This is a genomic window from Mammaliicoccus sp. N-M50, from assembly GCF_022386995.1.
In the GTDB taxonomy this organism is placed as follows: domain Bacteria; phylum Bacillota; class Bacilli; order Staphylococcales; family Staphylococcaceae; genus Mammaliicoccus; species Mammaliicoccus sciuri_A.
Map to the genome: position 1 here is coordinate 58,355 of NZ_JAJNJA010000008.1, position 15,170 is coordinate 73,524.

At 32.5% G+C, this 15,170-nt stretch carries 14 protein-coding genes; 4 read left to right on the plus strand and 10 right to left on the minus strand.

The features are described 5' to 3' along the window. Positions 1 to 8 precede the first annotated feature (8 nt). Positions 9 to 278 (minus strand): hypothetical protein, encoded by a 270-nt coding sequence (locus tag LQ622_RS12260; RefSeq protein ID WP_037590157.1) that lies wholly within the window; start codon positions 276 to 278, stop codon positions 9 to 11. 170 nt (positions 279 to 448) lie between these two features. Here LQ622_RS12260 and LQ622_RS12265 point away from each other — a divergent pair, with 170 nt between their 5' ends. Further along, positions 449 to 1,372 (plus strand): ABC transporter substrate-binding protein, encoded by a 924-nt coding sequence (locus tag LQ622_RS12265; protein ID WP_239775283.1) that lies wholly within the window; start codon positions 449 to 451, stop codon positions 1,370 to 1,372. Positions 1,373 to 1,782: 410 nt separating this feature from the next. Here LQ622_RS12265 and LQ622_RS12270 read toward each other — a convergent pair whose 3' ends face one another. From LQ622_RS12270 to LQ622_RS12295, 6 genes are all read right to left on the minus strand, one after another. Beyond that, the gene (locus tag LQ622_RS12270) at positions 1,783 to 3,147 is read right to left on the minus strand and encodes an MFS transporter (RefSeq protein WP_239775284.1); all 1,365 of its coding nucleotides are present in this window, start codon (positions 3,145 to 3,147) and stop codon (positions 1,783 to 1,785) included. A 16-nt stretch (positions 3,148 to 3,163) separates the two neighbouring features. Then, complete coding sequence (locus LQ622_RS12275) at positions 3,164 to 3,727, minus strand: cysteine hydrolase family protein (protein WP_239775286.1); 564 nt, start codon at positions 3,725 to 3,727, stop codon at positions 3,164 to 3,166. Positions 3,728 to 3,844: 117 nt separating this feature from the next. After that, on the minus strand, positions 3,845 to 4,816 hold the full coding sequence (locus LQ622_RS12280; protein WP_239775288.1) for a FecCD family ABC transporter permease: 972 nt from the start codon (positions 4,814 to 4,816) through the stop codon (positions 3,845 to 3,847). Continuing rightward, positions 4,813 to 5,799 (minus strand): FecCD family ABC transporter permease, encoded by a 987-nt coding sequence (locus LQ622_RS12285; protein ID WP_103361815.1) that lies wholly within the window; start codon positions 5,797 to 5,799, stop codon positions 4,813 to 4,815. Before LQ622_RS12285 ends, LQ622_RS12280 begins: the two co-directional genes overlap by 4 nt. Before the next feature lie 70 nt (positions 5,800 to 5,869). After that, complete coding sequence (locus LQ622_RS12290; RefSeq protein ID WP_239775290.1) at positions 5,870 to 6,808, minus strand: ABC transporter substrate-binding protein; 939 nt, start codon at positions 6,806 to 6,808, stop codon at positions 5,870 to 5,872. Positions 6,809 to 7,017: 209 nt separating this feature from the next. Next, positions 7,018 to 8,367, minus strand: a complete 1,350-nt coding sequence (locus LQ622_RS12295) for an amino acid permease (protein WP_239775292.1) — start codon at positions 8,365 to 8,367, stop codon at positions 7,018 to 7,020. A 242-nt stretch (positions 8,368 to 8,609) separates the two neighbouring features. Between LQ622_RS12295 and add the strand changes: the two genes are divergently transcribed. Next, the gene (gene add / locus LQ622_RS12300) at positions 8,610 to 9,587 is read left to right on the plus strand and encodes an adenosine deaminase (RefSeq protein WP_239775294.1); all 978 of its coding nucleotides are present in this window, start codon (positions 8,610 to 8,612) and stop codon (positions 9,585 to 9,587) included. Between the two features lie 463 nt (positions 9,588 to 10,050). Here add and LQ622_RS12305 read toward each other — a convergent pair whose 3' ends face one another. Together LQ622_RS12305 and LQ622_RS12310 are read right to left on the minus strand one after the other, a co-directional pair. Further along, positions 10,051 to 10,458 carry a hypothetical protein gene (locus LQ622_RS12305; RefSeq protein ID WP_239775296.1) on the minus strand — a complete coding sequence of 136 codons (408 nt, stop codon included), beginning with the start codon at positions 10,456 to 10,458 and terminating at the stop codon, positions 10,051 to 10,053. Between the two features lie 9 nt (positions 10,459 to 10,467). Further along, on the minus strand, positions 10,468 to 11,097 hold the full coding sequence (locus LQ622_RS12310; protein ID WP_239775298.1) for an NDxxF motif lipoprotein: 630 nt from the start codon (positions 11,095 to 11,097) through the stop codon (positions 10,468 to 10,470). Positions 11,098 to 11,272: 175 nt separating this feature from the next. On the opposite strand from LQ622_RS12310, the gene bioB reads away from it, so the two are divergent. After that, positions 11,273 to 12,235 carry a biotin synthase BioB gene (gene bioB / locus LQ622_RS12315; RefSeq protein WP_126477985.1) on the plus strand — a complete coding sequence of 321 codons (963 nt, stop codon included), beginning with the start codon at positions 11,273 to 11,275 and terminating at the stop codon, positions 12,233 to 12,235. A gap of 148 nt (positions 12,236 to 12,383) precedes the next feature. Then, a complete protein-coding gene (locus LQ622_RS12320; RefSeq protein ID WP_204255560.1) occupies positions 12,384 to 13,745 on the plus strand; it encodes a CitMHS family transporter in 1,362 nt (453 codons plus the stop codon). 422 nt (positions 13,746 to 14,167) lie between these two features. Here LQ622_RS12320 and LQ622_RS12325 read toward each other — a convergent pair whose 3' ends face one another. Further along, positions 14,168 to 15,106: a mechanosensitive ion channel gene (locus LQ622_RS12325; protein ID WP_239775300.1), complete on the minus strand. Its 939-nt coding sequence runs from the start codon at positions 15,104 to 15,106 to the stop codon at positions 14,168 to 14,170. Between the last annotated feature and the right edge of the window lie 64 nt (positions 15,107 to 15,170).

Genomic DNA, 15,170 nt, shown 5'->3' on the forward strand with positions numbered 1-15,170 from the left:
ATTATGCGTTAATATATTGGACTAGCGTCTTCTTCATCGACGGTTTTGGATAAGCAACGTGTTCTCCACCTTAAAATAGGGACTATCCATTCGAAAATGTATTGATCCTCTACTTCAGTTGAAAACCTTACAATCCAATCTTTGTGGAGCTTGATGTTTGCCTGCATTTGCAAGTAAACAAACAAGAGCGTTAATAACACAGGAATGAAATAATGTATGCTAAATGCAACATAATTAATTAATATCTCTTCACCTAACAACCCTATGAGCCATTCCATTACGCCTTCACTCCTTTCCAATTGAATTTACTACGTTCAATATACATGGTAAAAATATGATATTCAAATAATTACACTCTTTAAATTTCGCAAAACCTATTGTAATATCACTATATTTTGATACAATTGAGAAAGATTATCAATATCAATAACAAAGGGGAGGCCTTTTAATGAAAAAGGTATTAATTTTAGTATTAACGTTAATTTTATTTGTTGCAGCATGCGGGAACAACAATGACAATAAAGATTCAAGTAGTAAGAAAGATTCAAACTCTGATACAAAATCATTTACGATGGATAATGGTAAGAAAGTTGACGTACCAAAAGATCCTAAACGAATTGCAGTATTACATCCAACATATGTCGGCGCATTAGTTAAATTTGATCATACTCCAGTAGTGGTACCAGAATTTATTAATCAAAATAAAGTACTTAAAGATGTTACGAAAGATGCTAAGAAAATAGATCAAACAAATGTTGAACAAGTTGCGAAATCTAAACCAGACTTAATTATTACGAGTGCACAAGACAAAAACCTTAATAAACTTAAAAAAATTGCACCTACCGTTACTTTTGATGCAATGACTTCTACATATAAAGATAATACAACTAAATTAGCAGAATTAGTCGGCGAAGAAGATAAAGCTAAAGAGTGGATTAAAGAATGGGATAAAAAACTTAAAAATGATAAAGAAGAATTAGATCCACTTATTAAAGGAAAAACAGCGACAGTCTTACAACAAACACCAAAGGGACTAATGGCATTCAGTGATGAATTAGGTCGAGGTACTGAAATCTTATATAGCGGTTGGGGATTAAAACAACCAGAAGACCTTAAGAAAGCAACAGAAAAAACAAATGCTATCTCAATAACACCAGAAGAATTCGATAAATATTTAGGTGACTTTGTTGTAATCGCAGCAAACGGAGATCAAAAAGCACCATTCGAAGATACAAATGTTTGGGCAAATACAGAAGCTAAGAAAAATGATCACGTCGTTAAATTCGATGTATCAGAAACACAATATAACGACCCAATTTCATTAGAAAAACAAAGAGAAATATTCTTAAAAGCATTTAAAGAAATGAAATAAATATGAAAAGAGCTAGGATACGTGTCCTAGCTCTTTTTTTGATGGAGAATGTGGAATTGTTTGGAGTTGTGGCTTTACTCAGGTGTTAAGCCAAGACTTGGGCCATCTCTTGGCTTTATTCAGTACTTAAGCCATAACTTGGACGATCTCTTGGCTTTACTCACACATTAAGCCACGACTTTAGCTATCTCTTGGCTTTACTCACACATTAAGCCACGACTTCGACTATCTCTTGGTTTTATTCAGGCGTTAAGCCATGACTTCGGCTATCTATTGGCTTTATTCACTACTTAAGCCACGACTTGGCTCATCTCTTGGCTTTATTCACACATTAAGCCACGACTTCTAACTCTATGCATCCACTCCAAAACTCACCCTTCCCTCTCTCTAACTTCAGACAACCCGCAGTCTTACCTTGCGCTTAATGAACGTCTGCTTACAAAGGTTAGAATAATGATAACTACGCCTATCAGCATACAGAATAAGCCTAGTTCATGTATACCATTTGTGATGTGGTCACCTTTGAATAATGTACTGATAAGAGTGGATGATACGATTGCTCCGATATACATCGCAGTTCTTAATAATCCTGCAGACATGCCTATCATTGATTTTGGTGCTTGATGATAAAGTGCATTTTGGTTTGCTAAATTTAGTAATCCTTGTGGCACACCGAAAATTGCTGCTAATAATATTAATATCCATAATGGTGTATCAGCTTGTATGAATTGAAACCCTATCATCGTAATGAGTGCACAAATTGTTCCTAAATATAGTTTGAACTTGATTGATAGCCTTGTGCCTGTTAACTGTGCCATAAAAATCCCAACTAAGAATTGAGGTATCATCATGAGTCCTGCATGTGCAGCAGTCAACCCCCTACCCTCTTCTAACCATTGAACATATCCATATAGCACACTATAAGAAATAACTGCTGTAAGTAGAGATCTTACATACGTGTTGTTTAAGGCACCATTGTGTCCAAGTACTCTTAAATCAATGAATGGCTTTTTAGATTTGAGTTCAACAATAACAAAAGCAACTAAATTGAACAGTCCAATTATAAATAGATAAAAAATGGATTGATCTGGCTCCATAAAGAAAATCATCCATGTTGTTAAAGTAATCGTAAACAACGTTATACCTATAAAGTCTATCTGTTCTTTTAATGCATTTAATTTTTTCGGACTTTCAACTTTTGGATAATATAAAAATCCAAATACGAATGACAGAATGGAAAGTGGAACATTAACTAAGAATATTGCTTGCCAACCGCCACTGTGAATTAATAAACCACCGATTGTTGGACCAATAACAGAAATCGTCTGATTGGATATCGATAACATTGTTAATATTTTACTTGGACTATCTTTACCTGTGCGCTTGCCCTCATAACTGATTAAATACATTGCTGAAGGATAACCTGCACAAGTACCAATACCTATAAGAAATCTTGCTAATACTAATCCATAAAAAGATGGTGTAAAAATCGCAATCAAACTTGCTACACCTACTAAACTTGTAGCAAATAAAAACAACCCTCTAGGGCCAAATATATCTATAAGTTTACCTATCACTGGTTGACCAATACTCGTTGCTAAATATAACGATGACACAAGCCATGTCGTTTGATAAAAAGGTATATCAAAAGCTTGTGCAATTGGTATAAGTGCAACAGCTAACATAGAAGAGTTGATAGGATTCAATATTGACCCTAAAATCATTGGAGGATATAGTTTCGTATTAAAGGTTTCCTCACTCGAAACTTGAAGCATATAAATTATCTCCTATCTATACGATTGTATTTGACCAATCTATCGTCTCAGTTACTTCCGCATACCTAGGAAAAATTTTATCAATTAAAAATTGATGTGTTTCAAGATCTCTGTCTGTCATCGCATCTGATAAGACCGTTAATTCAAAGTCTTTGTCTGCCGCTTCAACTAAAGTAGATAATACAACACCACTCGTTACCACACCTGTTAAAATAAGGTGATCAACTTGCATACCACGCAATAACACTTCTAAATTACTACCTGTAAAAGCACTAAAGCGATGTTTTGTAACAACAACTTCATCTTCATTTGGTGCAAGTTCGTCTATAATTTGAGTTGCTGCATCATTCACACTCATTTGTTGTCCACTTGCTTTAATTCGTGAAAATGATTTGTTGTGAGGTGACACTTCATGAAATCCTTTCGAAAAAGCGACTCTCACAAAAATGACTGGAATTTGATGTTTCCTAGCACTTTCGATAGCCTTTTTGTTTTTATCGATAATTTCACTCGAATTAGATAAACTACCAACAATACCATTTTGCATATCCATAACTAATAAAGCAGATTGATTAGACATACTTACACTTCCTTAATATTCTTTTTAATGCAATGTTATCACAGCCATATTTCTCAAGAAATAATTATGCCTATCAAAAAGCCGAAACAATCATGACTGTTTCGGCTAAATAACTCATTACACTCTTTGAGATTTTTTTAATAAATATAAGAAATAAGGTGCACCTATAATGGCTGTTACTACACCTGCAGGAATTTCGAGTGGTGGAAACAACCCTTTACCTATTGCATCTGCTACTAATAAGAATATTGACCCTATTAAAGCTGACAATGGTAACAATTTAATGGCTTTTGGCCCAACTAATAGTCTTGCAATATGAGGTGCAATTAAGCCTATAAAGCCAATTGTTCCTGTTACTGACACAACAGATCCAACACAAATTGCTGCCATCACAAGATATACGTTTCTAATAAGAGATACTTTTTCACCCAAACTGACAGCAGATTCATCACCTAAACTTAATATGTCAATTTTACGAGCAAATAAGAAAATAAATGGCAACACCACTATGCCAGGTATAAAGAACCATAAGTCATCATAATTACGTCCCCATACACTTCCTGACAACCACAATAATGTCGTATTGATATTGTCTGGATATCTAATCATGAAATATTGAAGACCTGCCTGACAAATCGCACTTAAAGCAACACCTATTAATGCAATGGTGTATGTACTTGCTTGGAACAATTTGCCGATAAGCATAATAAGCATGATGAGTACAACTGCACCTATAAATGAAGCAATACCTAAGAAATAAAATGGTAGTGCTGGTAACAATAATGTTTGTGCGACTGCAAATAATCCTGCTCCTTTTGTAACACCTATGATATCTGGTGATGCTAAAGGATTTCTCAGTAAACTTTGGACAATAGCACCTGATACACCTAATAAGCCTCCACCAATCAATGAAATAATCATTCTTGGCAATCGATAATTATATACAACAAAATCATAATCATCTGAAAAGCCAGAAAATGTAGATATAATCTTTGATGTACCTATAAACTGAGAACCTACTTGTAGATTAATGAATAATGCGACCAATAGTACGAGTGAAACGATGATATATTTCCATTTAAGTTTCATCCTTTTTGAACACTCCTTCCATTTTTACACAAGTAAAGGAAGAACGGTCCGCCTATTAAAGCTGTTACAATTCCGACAGGCGATTCATAAGGATATGCAATAATATGTGATAACGCATCTGAATAAACAAGTAACACTGCACCAATAAGTGCTGTTAATATAATATGTCTTTCATAACCGCCTCTAATCAACCTCTTAGAAATATGAGGTGCAATTAAGCCTACAAAGCCAATTGGACCTGCAACAGATACTGATGAACCAGCTAGAATAATAACCATCAATCCAAATACGATATAAATCAGTTTCTTATAAACACCTAAACCTGTAGCTAAATCATCACCAAGTGAAATAACCGTTAAATGTCTCGCTAACATAATTGTGATAATCGTACCGATTACAAACCATGGTAATAAGACTTCCACACTATCCCAATCTTTACCGTTTAACGACCCTGTTAACCAATATAGAATATCTGTGGCGTTTTCATTCATTAATATCAACACTTCAGTGACTGAAGATAGTAATAAATGAATGGTCATACCCGCTAATGCTAAACGAACTTGATTATTCTCATGTCCATAAATAAAGGTATACACAATCACGCCACCTAAAATCGCACCAATAAATCCAATATACGCACTTTGATTACCATTATAATCAGGAAAGAAAACTAATGCCGCAACAAGCACTAACGAAGCACCGGCATTAATACCAAATGTTTGAGGTGAAGCAAGTGCATTTCTCGTAATACCTTGCATGATTGCACCTGCTAGCGCTAAACTCACACCAACCATAATCGCAACTAATAGTCTTGGTAGTCTTACTGTTCTAATAATTAATGTATCTTTCGAATGATCATTATGTAATAAAGCATGAAATATCGTTTTAAAACTCATAATTGATGAAGCAAAGCTTAAATTTATAAAAATGCCTATTATTAAAATTATGACTGTTGCTATAATGATTATCGTTTCTTTTTTCATAACATCACCAACTCAACTCAGAAATAAAACAATGAACGGACAATTGTATGTACGTTCATTGTTCAAGTATTTATTTCTCTTCGTTATATTTTTCTAAATCTTTTATGATATAGTCATTTGCATTAATACCTCTGAACCTTGTCCAGAAGTCTCTATCTACTTGATATATTTGACCTTTTTTATATGCTTTAAGATCTTTCCAAATCGCTTTTTCTTTCCAATCATCTGTTATTGGATGCTTTTTGTCAGTTGTAAAAATGATTTTATCCGGATTAATTTTAGATAAATTTTCTAAATTAATATCTTCATATGCATTTTTAGATTCTACAGCGTTGTCTAATCCCAATTTCGTTAATAGTTGACCAGCATAAGAAGTAGAAGTATGCGCTTGGAATGCATCTTCCCTCGCAACAGCTATCATCACTTTTTGACCTTCGTTTTCTTTTGTATCTATTTTATCTTTAGCTTTTTTAATTTTTGCATCTTGCTCTTCAAGTAATTGATTCGCTTTATCTTCTTTACCTAAAGCTTTACCAATTGTTTTAAATGAGCCGTTCACATCATCGTAGCTTGCTTCTCTACTTTTCAATACAAGTGTTGGTGCAATTTTCTTCAAGTCTTCACTTATTCCTTTATGACGTTGAACATCCGCTATAATCAAATCTGGTTTAAGCGAACTGATTGATTCTAAGTTTGGTTGTTTACGCGTACCAACTGATGTATATTTCACATCTTCACCATATAATTTTTTAATAACTTCTTTCTTATTATCATCCGCAATACCGACTGGTGTATTGCCAAGATTTTTAACTGCATCTGCAAAAGAATACTCTAACACGACAATGTTTTTAGGATTCTTTTTAACTTTTTGAGTACCTAATTCGTCTTTTATTTCTATTGTTTCAGATTTCTTAGCACCTGCTTCACTACCTTTATTATTGCCACATGCTGCTAGAAACATTGCTGAAACAACTAATACTGCCATAAAAATTCTTGAATATTTATTCATGATGCCCTCCTATTAATTGATAACTGTTATCAATTGTATTATATTCATAAAATAATGTCTATAGTCAATTTTGAATATTTAATTTATAAATCCCTTTATTTAACTGTTATATAACAACTCATAGTTATAAAATAGATTTACTATATTTTGATTTAGACTATAAAAAATACATATACATCCTGAAATGTACATGTATTTTTATTCATATATTATGGCTTTTTAATAAATGCGTACAAACTAATGATCGCAATAAATACGATACCAATAATGACTGAGATTCTTGTTTCAACGTTGAACAACATGCCAATAACAACTAATACAAGCATAATAATTGTGATTATATTACTGACTGGTGCGAATGGCATCTTAAATGGATGATCTTTAATTTGTTCTCTCTTTCTAAAATTCATATGACTAATTAGAATAGCAAACCAAGGTACCATACCTGGAAGCACACCTGCGCTGAACACATATACAAATATATTCGTATCTTTACCTAATATCAGAGGTAATACAATATCTAAGACGATACCGAAGAAGATACCAATTGATACTGCGATAACAGCGATATGTGGGACACCATTTTTATTCGTTCTATAGAATATTTGAGAAATTTGCTTTTGTTTAGATAACGTATAAAGCATACGACTCGTACTAAATATACCAGAGTTACACCCTGACATTGCTGCTGTAATTACAACAAAGTTAATAATAGTTGCAGCTGCAGTGATACCCACTTTTGCAAATGTCGCAACAAACGGTGAACCAATTTGATTCACTTCATCCCATGGATAAACAGTTACAATAACGAAAATCGAACCGATATAGAAAATTAATATTCTCCATACAACACCGTTAATCGCTTTTACTATATTTTTCTGTGGATCTTTCGTTTCACCTGCAGTAATACCAATTAATTCAATACCAATATAAGAACCAAATACTATCGATAATGCAAAGAAGAAACCACTTAGACCACCTGTGAAGAAACCACCACGATCCCATAAATGACTGATTCCAATCGGATTAAAGTTATTACCTATTCCAAAAAGTATTAACCCTAACCCTGCAATAATCATTAATATAATCGTTACAACTTTTACAGCGGCAAACCAAAATTCAAATTCACCAAACCACTTAACAGAAACTAAGTTTGCAGAAAGCAATATAAGAACGACAGCTAAACCTGGTATCCATGAAGGTAAATCTGGCCACCAAAATTTAAAATACGACCCTACTGCTATAACTTCACTCATACCGACAATAATCCAGTTAAATGTACTACTTCCAGCGGTTACGAATGAAAATGACGGGTGAATATAATCATTTGCGAACTTAGCAAATGAACCCGTGTCTGGATAAACGTAAACCATTTCACCTAACGCTCTCATAATTAAAAATACAAATACACCTGCAATCGCATATGCTAATAACACGGATGGTCCTGTCCACTTAATCGTACTTGATGCCCCCATAAATAAACCAACACCAATTGTGCCACCAATCGCAATCATTTGCATTTGTCTTGACGTTAACGCTCTTTTCAAATTATTATTCATGTCTGACCCTTCTTAATATGTATGTACTAAATTTTCAAACTGTAATTTTAAAAATATTCTATAAATATAGCATTTTTAATAATTCGAAACCAAGAATTTTCAGATAAAAAAATAATATTTTTATAAACTTTCTCACAAAATCTACACATTTGTGCTAAATACTACCAGATATTTCTGAATTTGTTTATAATATATAACTATATTTAAAAATCATACCAATAGATAAAGAAAGGATATTCCCAATGTCTACAATAAATGAAGTAGCAAAAACAGAGTTACACTGTCACCTAGACGGTTCTGTTAGTATCGAATTAATCCAGCAACTCGCACGAGAACAACATGTATCTATTAATTTAGAAGATATTCAAGTAGACCAAAATTGCGAAAGCTTAGATGACTACTTAAAATCTTTCGACACCATTTTAAAAGTTTTACAAACAAAAGATAGTTTAGAGAAGGCAGTTGTCGATGTCGCGCAACAAGCACATCATGACAACATTAAATATATAGAAATACGATTTGCGCCACTTTTCCATACAGATAAAGGATTAAATATTGAAGAAATTTTAGAAGCTGTTAACAACGGAGCAATCGAAGCTGAAGATACATATGATATTAAAGTCAATTTGCTAATTTGTGGAATGCGACATCACGATAACCAAACAAACATTGAACTATTTAAATCAGTAGATCAGTTAAATACAACCAATCGTCACATTGTAGGTTTTGATTTTGCAGGTCCTGAAGAAGCATTTCCTACAAAAGTCATACAAGAAGCCATTCAACATACTACAGATTTTGGCCATTACTTAACATTGCATGCCGGTGAATGTGGATGTATACATAATATAATAGAAGGAATCGAACTCGGTGCACGAAGAATAGGACATGGCGTTGCAGCAATTCAAGACAATCAAGCATTATCATACATTAAACAACACAACGCATTATTAGAAATTTGTCCAACGAGCAACTTACAAACAAAAGCAATTCAATCAGTAGAAGAACTTAATATTAGAAAGCTTATAGAACAAGGCATTCCATTTAATATTAATACAGATAATAGAACAGTTTCGAATACAAACTTAAACAAAGAATATCAACTCTTGTACAACCATCAGTTATTATCTATAGCAGAAATGAAAGACATTAATATTAAAGCAATAGACCATGCATTTATATCTGAGGTTGAAAAAGAACAATTAAAGATGAAATATTAAAATATCCAAAAGGCTGAGACAGATCATACTGTCCCAGCCTTTTAAGTTTCTTGATTATTATTTGTCTGATTCTTTTTTTATGAAATATTTATTTTCAATAATAAAGCCGATAAAGATAACAATACACCAGCCAAGCATATACAAAATATTTGGGCCACTATCACTTTGGTATGAACTGAAAATATATAGAATCATTAATACAAAGATTATTATGTTAATGATGAGCCTAAATACCATAAAATGCTTCAAATTTTTTGCTTCCTCTTGTCCCTTTAGCCAATCTCTAAACATCATGAAAATGATTAATACAGGAGATATACATATCAAAATTTGTTCAAGATTTAGGAATAAACCCAGCAACAAACATATTCCTATCATGATAAATACAAATACCAACGTTAATAACTCTCTATTTTTTTATTAATTGTTTCATCATACGACCACCATCTTTCAAAATAACTTTTTAGCTTTTATCCAAATTCGTGTTCATATTGTTTTGTTTAAGGAAATATTTATTTTCAATAATGTCAGCGATAAATGATATTATAAGCCATGCAAACAAGTATAAAGACTTTACGTCTTCTCGATAAATACTTAAAAAATATTGAACCAATAATACAACACCTATTAAGAGTATAATTAACCTATAGGTCATAAAATGTTGTATGTTCTTAGCTTTTTCTACACCTCTTAACCAATCACAAAATATCACCAATAATATAAACAATGGAACCATGAAAATAAGCATTTTCGGAACTGACATAAATGAATATAGAAGCGCTCCAATTACAAAGATTAAAAACAGGCTTGCTCCTCTTATTAGTGTTTGATTCTCTAAAAATCGCTTCTGCATACAATCACCATCTTTCAAAATAACCTTCTACCTTTTAAACGCATTTGTCGTCACATTGATTTGTTTAAGGAATTTTTCTATTTTTGCTTGTTGTCTACCATTTACATTTTGACTATCTGGTACGAAATCTTTTATATCTTTTGTTGAGATGGTACCTTTTTCTGCTTTATCTTCTATTTTTTGCACTTGTTGATCTAATTTTTTAATTGTTTGATTGTAACTTGTAAAGTACTGACTGATTCTATTTGTTTCTTTTTGATAGCCTTTTGGGAGTGTATTATTTTCTATATAATTTGAGAAGTTCTGGTCATTCTTTTCTAAAAGTTTTCTACCTTCTTCTAATTGATCTGCTTCTCTCTTCGTTAAAGGTTGTTCGTCCCATACTTTTTCTTCAATCTTTGTTGTCACTTTATAAATACTTTCATTTGTATCTAAATAACGTTGAATACTTTTATGTATTTCTGATTTTGATAATTTTTCATTTGTTAACTCAGATTCAAATACAATAGTAGGCAACTTCGCATTTTCATGTTTATTTGACTGCTGTTCTGAATTATTGTGCTCATTATCTTTACTTGCTGAACTTTCTTCGTTTCCACACCCTACAAGTAATAAAGCTAAACTACTATATATAATGACTGATTTAAACCCCTTCATTTTATCTCCCCTATGTATAATTTAAACCTTTCAATATATATATGCTATCACTAGTTCATTGTAATTTCTACCATATTTTAGCAATTAATCATTAATTGTTAACCTTAAAAATATTTAGGTTTACAATTAAGAATATTATTAGTATTCTATTAATAATTATAGAGGGGGAATTTTAATGACTTTAGGAAATAACGTAATCAATGGTCATCACTTAACATTTGATGAAGCTTTAAAAATTTATCAAGATGAATCGATTGATACATTAACACTTGTTCAAGAAGCTTATAAAGTTCGACATCATTATTATGGTAAGAAAGTAAAACTGAATATGATTTTAAATGCCAAAAGTGGTATTTGCCCCGAAGACTGTGGTTATTGCGGGCAATCAAGAGATGTTAAACAAAAATCTCAAAGATATGCACTGATTCCGGAGAATCAAATTGTTGAAGGTGCTAAAGTGGCTTCTGAAAATAAAATTGGAACTTACTGTATTGTTATGAGTGGTCGTGGTCCTAGTGATAAAGAGATTTCTCATATTACTGATTCTGTTGAACAAATTAAAAGAAATCATCCTCAACTTAAGATTTGTGCTTGTCTCGGATTAACAAATGAACAACAAGCAGAGTCTCTTAAAAACAGTGGTGTAGACCGATATAATCATAATATAAATACTAGTGCTAATTATCATGATGAAGTTGTGACAACACATAGTTTTGATGATCGTGTAAATACAATTAATATAATGAAGGAAAAGAATATTTCACCATGTTCTGGTGTGATTTGTGGTATGGGTGAATCTGACGAAGATATTATCGATATGGCTTTTACATTGAATCAATTAGATGCTGATAGTATTCCAGTCAATTTCTTACATCCTATAAAAGGTACGAAGTTTGGTAGTATGGATGACTTAACACCTATGAAATGTATTAGAATTCTATGTATGTTTAGGCTCATTAATCCTACAAAAGAAATACGTATTGCTGGTGGACGTGAAGTAAATTTAAGATCGCTTCAATCATTATCACTCATGGTTGCGAATTCTATTTTTGTTGGAGACTATTTAATTACTGGTGGTCAACCAAATCAAATGGATTATGACATGATTCAAGATTTAGGATTTGAAATTGATTATTAAAGTATTATTAGAATTTTCAAATTATTATATTAATTTTTAATGTAAAATGATATAATAAACATATGCTTTCTATTACACTTTAATGTGTTGTAGAAAGCTTTTTAATTTTTAATAATGTAAGCGCTATATTAAAATGAGGGGGATAAAAATGGAAGAACCAAATACGCTGCTGACAATAGTTGGACTCGTTATTATTATTTCAATTGTCGCAATGTTAATTATGAAAAAAATTAGTCCAGTTGTAGGAATGATTTTAATACCTGTAATTGGCGCATTAGTCATTGGTCATGGATTTGGAGATATTCGAAAATATGTCGAATCCGGTATTGATCAAGTATTTAATGTCGCAATCATGTTTATTTTTGCAATTATCTATTTCGGTATTATCTCAGATAGTGGTTTATTCAGACCTTTTGTTAGAGGAATGATTAAATTAACACGAGGTAATATTATTATCGTAGCAATTGTTACAACGATTATCGGTACTTTTGCACAATTAGACGGTGCTGGTGCCACTACTTTCTTACTAGCAATTCCTGCTTTATTACCATTATACAGGGCACTAAAAATGAGCCCGTACTTATTAGTACTACTTCTTGCATTAAGTGCAGCAATTATCAACATGGTACCTTGGGGCGGACCAATGGCAAGAACCGCTTCAGTTCTTAAAGTCGATAATATCAACGACTTATGGTATCAAGTTATACCTATTCAACTAGTCGGAATCGTACTCGCAATTCTATTCTCTATCTATTTAGGAATCCGCGAAAAAAGACGTATTGCTAAAGCTTTTACTAATGAAGATGTTGTAAAAATCAATATGGATGAAATTATTGCAAACTATGAAAAAGACCAAGAAGAGAATGCTACTATTAAAGGTGAAGCTACTAAGCATACTTACATACTTTGGCTCAATTTAATACTTACAGTCATCGTCGTAGCTATGATGTTATTAGATATTGTACCGCCTGAATTTGCATTTATGCTCGGTGTCGCAATCGCGTTACCATTAAACTTTAGAGATGTCGACGAACAAATGGAGCGTATTCGGGCACATGCACCAAATGCCTTAATGATGGCAGCTGTTATATTAGCAGCCGGCGTCTTCCTAGGAATACTTAATGAAACAGGCATGTTAGAATCGATTGCATTATCGTTAATTGCAGTATTACCAACAGTTGTAGGACCATATTTACACATTATAATCGGTGTATTAGGTGTTCCTTTAGATTTATTAACAAGTACAGATGCTTATTATTTCGCTATCTTACCTATAGTAGAATCAACAGCCAGTCAATTTGGCGTTCCATCACAATCAACAGCCTTTTCACTTATGATAGGTAACGTAATTGGAACATTCGTCAGTCCATTCGCACCAGCAGTATGGTTAGCCGTTGGACTTGCAGAAATCAATATGGGTAGATATATCAAATACGCATTCTTCTGGGTTTGGGGATTCTCCATCCTAATGCTATTTATCGCTATCTTGATGGGCATTGTGACGATATAGAATGTGATTTTTGAAAAATGTTAGGATGTTTAGGGTTTAAGGAAAGACTTTGACGATCTCTTAGCTTTATTCACTACTTAAGCCAAGACTTTCGCTATCTCTTGGCTTTACTCACTACTTAAGCCATGACTTTGACGATCTCTTGGCTTTATTCAGGCGCTAAGCCATGACTTCAGCCATCTCTTGGCTTTATTCAGGACTTAAGCCATGACTTCAGCCATCTCTTGGCTTTATTCAGGCGTTAAGCCACGACTTGAACGATCTCTTGGCTTTATTCACTACTTAAGCCATGACTTTGACGATCTCTTGGCTTTATTCACTACTTAAGCCATGACTTGACTCATCATTTACCTTCACTCACCCATTAAATATATCCACAAAAAAGCTGAGACACGGATGTCTCAGCTTTTTCTAATCATTTTTTATTTGTCATCTGATTCAGCTTTACGTTCAATTTTTGATAATGTTTTTTCTGCAAATGACTTACCACCGATACCGAATGAGATAGCAAATGCTACTGCTACAGCACCTAAGATTAGTAAGAATGCTACATTAACAATGCTTTGAGCAAAGTTTAATTGATCTAATGTCATAAATACTGAAACGATGATTACTAAATATTTAACGATTTCAGATACGAATACGTTACCTGTAGATTTTTTAATTAATTTAGATAGTAAGTTACCACCAATGAAACCAATTAATAAGATAATTGCTGCTGAAATTACTAATGGTAAGTATCCAATAATTGCTTCACCAATTGTATTTAACACTTCTAAATTAACTGTATTTAATGATTCAACAACAAAGAATAAACCAATGATTGTTGAAATTACCCAGCCTGCAGCTGAAGGAATATCAATACTTTCTTTATTCTCACCAAAGTTTACATAGTGATTATATTTACTAACATTTAAATTTGTTAATAAGTTTTTAACTAATGTACCCAATACTTTTGCGATAAATAAACCAACAACTAATATAACAATCGCAACAATAATTCTAGGTAAGAAGTCTAATACACTACCCATCATGTTCTTAATTGGTGTTGATACAGAAGTCATATTTAATGCATCAAACACTGATGGTAAGAATAGTAAGAATATAATGAAGTAAGCTAATTTACCAAATGTCTGAATTAAGCCTTCAGACCCTGATTTGCCACTTCCTGATTCAGTTAGCCCCTTTTTCTCTAGCCATTTTTCAAAACCAACTGCGTTTAAACCTTTCACAATAACTGTTTTAACAATTACTGCAATTAACCAAGCGACAATTAATAAGATAATTGCACTAATTAAGTTTGGTATGAATGCTATAATGCTATCTAAAGCATTTAAGAATGAATCTGTTATTTTACTCATATTTAATTCCTCCTTTCTTGATATGTTACCCTAGTATAATAATACTAATCATATTTTTTAGAAT

Bases quoted from the DNA above. Each gene is read 5' to 3' on its own strand.
- LQ622_RS12265 (WP_239775283.1), top strand. From the start codon at position 449: ATGAAAAAGGTATTAATTTTAGTATTAACGTTAATTTTATTTGTTGCA.
- LQ622_RS12280 (WP_239775288.1), bottom strand. From the start codon at position 4,816: ATGAAACTTAAATGGAAATATATCATCGTTTCACTCGTACTATTGGTC.
- bioB (WP_126477985.1), top strand. From the start codon at position 11,273: ATGACTTTAGGAAATAACGTAATCAATGGTCATCACTTAACATTTGAT.
- LQ622_RS12270 (WP_239775284.1), bottom strand. From the start codon at position 3,147: ATGCTTCAAGTTTCGAGTGAGGAAACCTTTAATACGAAACTATATCCT.
- LQ622_RS12290 (WP_239775290.1), bottom strand. From the start codon at position 6,808: ATGAATAAATATTCAAGAATTTTTATGGCAGTATTAGTTGTTTCAGCA.
- LQ622_RS12295 (WP_239775292.1), bottom strand. From the start codon at position 8,367: ATGAATAATAATTTGAAAAGAGCGTTAACGTCAAGACAAATGCAAATG.
- LQ622_RS12325 (WP_239775300.1), bottom strand. From the start codon at position 15,106: ATGAGTAAAATAACAGATTCATTCTTAAATGCTTTAGATAGCATTATA.
- add (WP_239775294.1), top strand. From the start codon at position 8,610: ATGTCTACAATAAATGAAGTAGCAAAAACAGAGTTACACTGTCACCTA.
- LQ622_RS12320 (WP_204255560.1), top strand. From the start codon at position 12,384: ATGGAAGAACCAAATACGCTGCTGACAATAGTTGGACTCGTTATTATT.
- LQ622_RS12260 (WP_037590157.1), bottom strand. From the start codon at position 278: ATGGAATGGCTCATAGGGTTGTTAGGTGAAGAGATATTAATTAATTAT.
- LQ622_RS12285 (WP_103361815.1), bottom strand. From the start codon at position 5,799: ATGAAAAAAGAAACGATAATCATTATAGCAACAGTCATAATTTTAATA.
- LQ622_RS12275 (WP_239775286.1), bottom strand. From the start codon at position 3,727: ATGTCTAATCAATCTGCTTTATTAGTTATGGATATGCAAAATGGTATT.
- LQ622_RS12310 (WP_239775298.1), bottom strand. From the start codon at position 11,097: ATGAAGGGGTTTAAATCAGTCATTATATATAGTAGTTTAGCTTTATTA.